Genomic DNA, 6905 nt, shown 5'->3' with positions numbered 1-6905 from the left:
GCATCAGGAAGCCTTCGCCGCTATTGTCCGTCAACTCGCCGCATAGCAATGGTTAAAAGTGCAAGGATAGTGGTCATGTAGAAATATGCTGTATGCCCGCTTTACGGGATAAATGGTTAAACTTTTCCCTAATGGCACCTCCTTGCATCGTATACGCTCTCGATTCTGATGTCAATATCAGATCCCTGTGCATTCGGACGATCTATCCACCCTCTTCTTCTTGAGACAAGATGGCCTAGAGCTGATGGCAGTCGTCAAGTCCGGTCGGTACAAGCTGTTATTAGGCTTTGAGCGCTGAAATGCGTTTCACCAAATCACCTGCCTAGCTCCAGCAGTCACTCAACGTGGCAGTCGGATCCTGCAGTGCGATCCACGTTGCGCAGACTGAGCAGCGGATCACAGTCAGCTTGGCCCTGCGCCCATGCATTAGCTATCACCCTGCCCGCAGTGGCGCGGCTTATCATACCCAAACAAAAACACCCGGCATCTATCGCCGGGTGCTTCTGATGGAGTGTTTTGTGGCTCCCCAACCTGGATTCGAACCAGGAACCCGCTGATTAACAGTCAGCTGCTCTACCGTTGAGCTATTGGGGATTGACTTCGGCTGAGAGTATAGCACAGATCGGCAAAACGTGCAAGTGGCTGGGCTGAGGAGGTCTGTGTGGTGTTTTATGGCTTTCTGATGAGGCGAAGGCTGATTAGGTCGAGTGTTGGAAGAATGTTGGCATTCTGAGATGTTGGTAACACGCTGGCGAGTTTGCTGGGCAGTGGTGGCGTTTCTTTGCTGGTGTACTCGCTCCGACATCCGTGATCAAAAACATAACGCAGCCATAACGATCTACGGCTGCGCTTGTGTGTGGTAATATGCCGGCAGTTGATTACTCGGCGCTGTCGCTATGGCCGTTGCGTTCGGCTTCGTAACGCTCGGCCAGTTCGCGCAGGGCGGTAAACAGTTCAACGTCGAGCAGGACGCCAGCCGGATAGCCCTTCTGGGTGACAATAATCGGCTGGTGGGTGGCCTGTGAGCGCTTGATCAGCGCGGCGAGCGATGATGCCGCCTTCGAGATTGGCACAACGCCTTGGCGAAGGTCGACATTGAGCAGGTTTTTGGTGATGTCGGACATTGGTCGCTCCATTCTACAAGGAGAAACTTGCTTTTTGCCTTTGATTCGTTATTTTGTCCCGGTTATGATCGCCAATGCCGAGAACAGTAGATTGCGCATCTACCTTCTCATAGCTGCACACGCGGCAGACGAACCCGGCACAAATAAGGAATCAGATTCAGTGTGCTTCTACGACAGTATAACGCATCATATACTAAATTTCAACCCTAGATTGTTGTTAGGAATATGGCTAAATCACTGACCCTCAACCATGGCCCATTAGCCTTGCCGGTTTTTTTGCCCGATGCAACCTTTGGCACGGTGCGCGCCGTTGATAGCCGTGACTTGGTCGAGGCTGGCATGACGGCGTTGGTGATGAATGTGTTCCACCTGATGCAACGGCCCGGTAGTTCGACAATCGCTGCGCTCGGCGGGTTGCACCGGATGGCGGCATGGGATGGGCCAATCGTGACCGATAGCGGCGGGTTTCAGGCCTATTCGCTGATCCGCAATCATCCAAAGCAAGGCCGGATTTCGGATCAGGGTTTGGTGTTTCAGCCGGAAGGCGCTGAGCGGCGGTTTCAATTGACTCCTGAAAAAAGCATTCAACTGCAACTGAGCTATGGCGCTGATATTGTGATCTGTCTCGATGATTGCACTCACGTTGATGATTCGCCTGCCGAGCAGCGCCGCTCGGTCGAGCGGACGATCCGTTGGGCGCGGCGGTGCCGCGCGGAGTTTGACCGGCAGGTGGCGCAACAGAAGCGGAGCGGGCCGCCGCCGTTGTTGTTTGCGGTGGTGCAGGGCGGCGGCGATTTGGCGCTACGGGCCGAATGCGCGGCGGCGTTGCTTGAGATTGGGTTTGACGGCTTCGGCTTCGGCGGCTGGCCGCTCGATGCCCAAGGCCAGTTACTGAGCGAGATTCTGGCCTTTACCCGCGCGCAGATTCCGGCTCAGTTTCCTATGCATGCGCTCGGCGTTGGCCATCCGGCCAGTGTGGTGGCCTGCGTGCGGATGGGGTACGATATCTTTGATAGCGCGCTGCCGACTCGCGATGCTCGCCAAGGCCGTTTGCTGGCCTTTACTGCCGACCCGCAGCGGCCCGGCTTTCGTTTGACCGGCGAGTGGTTTAGCTATGTCTACCTCGCCGATCGCAAGCATATCAAGGCTGATACGCCGATCTCGCCGGGGTGTACGTGTTTTACCTGCCGCCACTACAGCCTTGGCTATCTCCACCATCTGCACAAGCTAGGTGAGACGCTGGCGTTGCGTTTGGCGACGATCCACAATTTGCATTTTATGGCGCAGGTGATGGAATTGATCCGGCGGGAGCGGAGCGCAGCGCAACCGGGTGAAGTGTGATGAACGCGACAGCACGCCGCAAGATGAACCACCGAGGCACAGAGGGGGTAGGAGGAGTGACCTCACCTTTCTACTCCCGCTGCACTCACTGATGAACCACCGAGACACAGAGGCGCAGAGGGGGTAGGAAGAGCGAGCAAATTCTGCTCACCCTCTGCGCCTTCTGCGTTCTCTGCGGCAAATTCTTTGCGATAAAAGACCATGATGGCAGAGCGTGATTCCCAACTAGCCGAATTGATTGCCGCCGTGCAGGCCAGCGCGCGCTATCGCACGATCGATGCCGCCGTGATCGAACGGGTGGGGCGCGAGTTGTTGCAGCGTTATCCGTCGCTGAAAGCGGCGATTAAAGCCACCAAAACGACATTGCACCAGATGATCGGCGCCTACGCCGATCGCGCACTACCCTACCCGCAGTGGCTGGCTGCATTGCAGTCAGCGCCGGACATAGCAACCCGCCAAGCGGTTTGTCTGCGCTTGATGGCTTACCATGCCTCGACCCGCGAGCGGCTGCCGGCGCTAGACCAGCTCTATCCGGCCTGTTTTGGCGGCCAACCGCCGCAGCGCGTGCTCGATCTAGGTTGCGGACTCAATCCGCTCGCCATCCCGTGGATGGAGTTGCCCCCAACCACGTGGTACGCCGCTTACGACATTGACACAGCCCTCTGCGGGTTTATCCGCGCGGCCTTGCCGCTGCTCGGCGTGCAGGGAGAGGCTGGCGCCTGCGATCTGGCGGCGGGGCCGCCGCCGATCGTGGCGGATGTTGCGCTCGTCTTGAAAACGATCCCGCTGCTCGAACAACAACGGCGCGGCGCCGGCGCCGATCTCCTGCGCGCCATCCAAGCTCCCCGGCTCGTCGTCTCGTTTCCGACCCGTAGTTTAGGCGGGCGCAACGTCGGCATGGCGACGACCTACCGCAGCTATATGGATGCACTGGCCGCCGCTGAGGGGTGGTCGCCGCGCGTGATCGAGTTGCCCAACGAACTAGTGTTTGTGATCGAGCGTCACACCCCCTCGCGTTCGCGGATGTAGGCCAACAAATTGCGGCACGCTATCTCGATCAACTGGTACACTTCATCGAAGCGACCGTTGTAGTAGGGATCGGGCACCTCATCGACCTCCAACTCCGGCGCAAAACTCAACAACAGCTTCGCGCGTTCGCGCGCTCTAGGGTGGAAGCGGCCTAGATCGGCTAGATTCTCGCGATCCATGACCAGAATGTAATCGAACTGGTCAATATCAGCCGAGCGCACCTGCCGCGCGCGCATCCCGGCGGTCGAGATGTTATGGCGGGCCAGCACCCGCTGCGTCCCCGGATGCGGCGGCTCGCCAACGTGCCAACCGCCGGTGCTGGCTGAGTCGATCTCAAACCGATCGCTGAGGCCAGCTTGCTCGACCAGATGGCGGAAGATGGCTTCAGCCATTGGCGAGCGGCAGATATTACCCATACAGACGAACAAGACGCGGATTTTTCGTTGCATAGCTTCCTCGTGTCAGGTGTGAGCCAACGCGGCCAAGATCGCATCGGCCACTTCATCAATCCGGCGCACATGGCGAAAATAGCCGGCGTGCGGTCCGATCACCACCAGCGGCGTGGGCGCGGTGGTGTGGGTAGTGGTGGCCGCTTGTTCGATATTGCCATGATCTGACGTAATCAGCAAGCTGTCGGTTGGCCGGCGCGCGCGCTGCCAACCGGCCAGCAAGCCATCAATCCGGGTGAGCGCAGTAACAGCGCCGTCGGGGCCGAGCCGGCCATGGCCGGCGAGATCGGGCAAGAAGCTCTCGAAAAAGACCAAATCGTAGCCGTTCGCCAAGCGCGCCAACCGCTCACCGGCTGCAAGCGGACTGATCGGCGCAATGGTCGCTGCCGCCGGATCGCGCGCTGCTAAGCCTTCGCCGGTAATATCCCAGCTCAGTGCGTTCCCGGCGCGTAAGTCGTCGAGAGTGCGCAGATAGAGACCGGCGCCTTCGGCGGCGATCACACTCGCCGAGCGGCGCAGCCGGCGTTCGGCCAGCGCCTGCCAGTAGCCGTCGGTAAAGACATTGGCAAACGCCACTCGTTGCCCTTGCATCTGCGCGCGCTGAAAGAGCGAGCGTTCGGCCAGCAGCGGGCGCAACGCCACCGGCGGAAAATGCGGCTGGTGCCTCCCGTGCAATGCCGGCGCGTTAATGCCGGCCAGCAAAGCGACGTGGTTAGTGCCGCTTTGCGGCAGCCCTTCCACCCCTAGGCACGCATCGAGCGGCGCCAGCAGCAACTCGTCGCGATAGCCAATGTGCTCGCTCGTAAGCGGCCCGCCGAGTAATCCGTGCAGCGCCGGCATCGGCACATGCGCCAGCGGATTAGTTGGTGCAGATGGCGCTAATCCCACCCCATCCAAAAACACAAATATGAATGCCATGCCCGAATCGTTCATCAATATACGGCAAACAGCCTTTGCCCAGCTTGTGAAAATGTTGACAGGTTCACCATCATCTCCTATAATTGCCGCCATTGTAAAACAAGTCTCGCCTTCCGCGACGGTCAACTCCACCGACTGGAACGGTACGACGGCCTTGGAGCACTTGCCAGCCTGCGGAGCCGGCGGCTCGCGCCAGCGTAGCGATCTGCATACAAAGCATTTTGCGCGACCTGACGTGTACCACCGCACGACCCGGATCGCGCTCTTTTTGCGCCGCCGCGGCAGTTGAGACAAACTAAATCTCTTTGAGGAGGCTTTGTAGCATGTCTGTCCAGCCCGACCCTGTGACCCGGCAGAACGAGGAAGATCTGGATTGGACCCAGTTGCTCGATGAGTATGATTATGCCCGCCCCCAGCGTGGTGAGCTGCGGGAAGGCTTGATTATGCACATCGAAGAGAGTGGTGTTCTGGTCTCGATTGGCACCAAGCGTGAAGGCGTGATTCCGGCTCAAGATTTGCGCCAAATGGGTGATGATTTCATCAACTCGCTGAAAGTTGGCGATACGGTTCAGGTGTATGTGCAAGAGCCGGAAAACCGCGACGGCGACTTGATCCTCTCGCTTACGATGGTGCAGGTGGCGAAGGACTGGGAAGTAGCCGAGCAGCTCTTCCACGATGGCGGCATCACCCGTTGCAAGGTGATCGGTTTCAACAAGGGCGGTTTGTTGGTGCAATTCAACCGCATCCGCGGCTTTGTGCCGGCGTCGCAGGTGGCGCAGTTGCACGGGCGCACCGCTGCTGATGAGCGGCAGCAGGCGCTGCAAAAGATGGTCAATCAGGAGATTCCGCTGAAGGTGATTGAGGTTGACCGCGAGCGCAACCGGTTGGTGCTCTCTGAGCGGGCGGCAACCCAAGAGTGGCGCAAGGCGCAGAAGCATCGCTTGCTCACCGAATTGCAGCCGGGTGATGTGCTGGTGGGACGGGTCAACCAGCTCACTAATTTCGGCGCGTTTATCGATCTGGGTGGCGCCGATGGCTTGGCCCACATCTCTGAGTTGAGCTGGCAGCGGGTCAATCATCCGCGTGAGGTGCTCCAACCCGGCCAAGAGGTCAAGGTGGTCGTGGTTGAGATCGACCGCGAGCGCGAGCGCATCGGTCTGTCGATCCGCCAGTTGCAGAATAACCCGTGGGAGACGATCGATCAGCGCTATACGCTCGGCCAACTGGTGACCGGCTCGGTGACGAATGTGACGCCGTTTGGCGCCTTTGTGCAAGTGGAAGAGGCGGTTGAGGGCTTGATCCACGCCAGCGAGCTTGACGCCGATCCGCAGACGCAGCCGCGTGATGTGTTGCAACCCGGCCAGATTGTCACCGCTCGCGTGATTAGCCTCGATCGCCAGCGCCAGCGGATGGGCCTGTCACTGCGCCGGATCAACGACAATGAGTCGGCTCCCGCTCTGGCTGAGACCGAGAGCGATCAGCCGGCGCAGGCGTAAGTGCAGCGCGCCGGGTGAGGTGCCTGCTTGAGACGCCACAGTGCCATTTGCAGGCAAGGTAGCGCCAAATAAACAATGGTGTTTCCCAAACCGGCATGGACTCCCATCCGTGCCGGTTTTGTCGTATGATAAGAGGCGGTATACGGTTCGCACGACCAACGAGGAGGTGGGCATGCGATTTCTCTCGGCGGCTGATGTCGCGCAGGCCGTGCCGATGGCAGCAGCGATTGATGCGGTGGAGCAGGCTTTCAGCATGCTTGCGCGCGGCGAAGCTGACATTCCGCTGCGTACCGCCATTGCAACCCCCGCGTATGCCGCGACAACCTTCTTTATGCCCGGGCGACTGGGCGGCGATTCGCCGGCGCTCGGCCTCAAGACCGTCTCAGTCTTTCCGCAGAATATGTATCGCGCCGAACCAACGATCTATGCGCTGGTGACGCTCTTTGATCCGGCGAGCGGGCGACCGCTGGCAGTGCTTGATGGCACGTACCTGACCGCGTTGCGCACCGGTGCGGCGTCGGGGGTGGCGACCCGCTGGCTGGCCCGCC

7 protein-coding genes, 1 tRNA gene and 1 pseudogene are annotated in these 6905 nt (G+C 59.5%); 5 read left to right on the top strand and 4 right to left on the bottom strand.

Going from position 1 to position 6905, the window contains the following annotated elements; translation table 11 throughout:
- Positions 1-519: 519 nt before the first annotated feature.
- Together U9R81_RS19925 and U9R81_RS19920 are read right to left on the bottom strand one after the other, a co-directional pair.
- Positions 520-594: transfer RNA gene (locus tag U9R81_RS19925), tRNA-Asn, on the bottom strand.
- Positions 595-878: 284 nt separating this feature from the next.
- The gene (locus U9R81_RS19920) at positions 879-1124 is read right to left on the bottom strand and encodes a type II toxin-antitoxin system Phd/YefM family antitoxin (RefSeq protein WP_322497151.1); all 246 of its coding nucleotides are present in this window, start codon (positions 1122-1124) and stop codon (positions 879-881) included.
- A gap of 225 nt (positions 1125-1349) precedes the next feature.
- On the opposite strand from U9R81_RS19920, the gene U9R81_RS19915 reads away from it, so the two are divergent.
- Together U9R81_RS19915 and U9R81_RS19910 are read left to right on the top strand one after the other, a co-directional pair.
- On the top strand, positions 1350-2465 hold the full coding sequence (locus U9R81_RS19915) for a tRNA guanosine(34) transglycosylase Tgt (RefSeq protein ID WP_322497150.1): 1116 nt from the start codon (positions 1350-1352) through the stop codon (positions 2463-2465).
- 204 nt (positions 2466-2669) lie between these two features.
- Complete coding sequence (locus tag U9R81_RS19910) at positions 2670-3494, top strand: 16S rRNA methyltransferase (RefSeq protein WP_322497149.1); 825 nt, start codon at positions 2670-2672, stop codon at positions 3492-3494.
- Here U9R81_RS19910 and U9R81_RS19905 read toward each other — a convergent pair.
- A complete protein-coding gene (locus U9R81_RS19905; RefSeq protein ID WP_322497148.1) occupies positions 3467-3943 on the bottom strand; it encodes a low molecular weight protein-tyrosine-phosphatase in 477 nt (158 codons plus the stop codon). The genes U9R81_RS19910 and U9R81_RS19905 overlap by 28 nt on opposite strands.
- Positions 3944-3955: 12 nt before the next feature.
- Entirely contained in the window at positions 3956-4861 is a 906-nt protein-coding gene (locus U9R81_RS19900) for a metalloenzyme (protein ID WP_322497147.1), read from the bottom strand.
- Here U9R81_RS19900 and U9R81_RS19895 point away from each other — a divergent pair.
- From U9R81_RS19895 to U9R81_RS19885, 3 genes and pseudogenes are all read left to right on the top strand, one after another.
- Positions 4860-5150 (top strand): hypothetical protein, encoded by a 291-nt coding sequence (locus U9R81_RS19895; RefSeq protein ID WP_322497146.1) that lies wholly within the window; start codon positions 4860-4862, stop codon positions 5148-5150. The two genes, U9R81_RS19900 and U9R81_RS19895, sit on opposite strands and share 2 nt — an antisense overlap.
- Positions 5151-5184: 34 nt before the next feature.
- On the top strand, positions 5185-6357 hold the full coding sequence (locus tag U9R81_RS19890; protein ID WP_322497145.1) for a 30S ribosomal protein S1: 1173 nt from the start codon (positions 5185-5187) through the stop codon (positions 6355-6357).
- A 172-nt stretch (positions 6358-6529) separates the two neighbouring features.
- Positions 6530-6905: pseudogene (locus U9R81_RS19885) on the top strand (ornithine cyclodeaminase); the annotation flags it as partial.

This window comes from Chloroflexus sp. (assembly GCF_034435895.1).
GTDB lineage: Bacteria > Chloroflexota > Chloroflexia > Chloroflexales > Chloroflexaceae > Chloroflexus.
Note: the sequence above shows the minus strand (reverse complement) of the source record. Positions and strands in the feature narration are given on the sequence as shown.

What these genes read in the sequence shown, in the direction of transcription:
- U9R81_RS19920 (WP_322497151.1), bottom strand. Translation starts at nt 1,124, where the DNA reads ATGTCCGACATCACCAAAAACCTGCTCAATGTCGACCTTCGCCAAGGC.
- U9R81_RS19915 (WP_322497150.1), top strand. Translation starts at nt 1,350, where the DNA reads ATGGCTAAATCACTGACCCTCAACCATGGCCCATTAGCCTTGCCGGTT.
- U9R81_RS19910 (WP_322497149.1), top strand. Translation starts at nt 2,670, where the DNA reads ATGGCAGAGCGTGATTCCCAACTAGCCGAATTGATTGCCGCCGTGCAG.
- U9R81_RS19905 (WP_322497148.1), bottom strand. Translation starts at nt 3,943, where the DNA reads ATGCAACGAAAAATCCGCGTCTTGTTCGTCTGTATGGGTAATATCTGC.
- U9R81_RS19895 (WP_322497146.1), top strand. Translation starts at nt 4,860, where the DNA reads ATGCCCGAATCGTTCATCAATATACGGCAAACAGCCTTTGCCCAGCTT.
- U9R81_RS19900 (WP_322497147.1), bottom strand. Translation starts at nt 4,861, where the DNA reads ATGGCATTCATATTTGTGTTTTTGGATGGGGTGGGATTAGCGCCATCT.
- U9R81_RS19890 (WP_322497145.1), top strand. Translation starts at nt 5,185, where the DNA reads ATGTCTGTCCAGCCCGACCCTGTGACCCGGCAGAACGAGGAAGATCTG.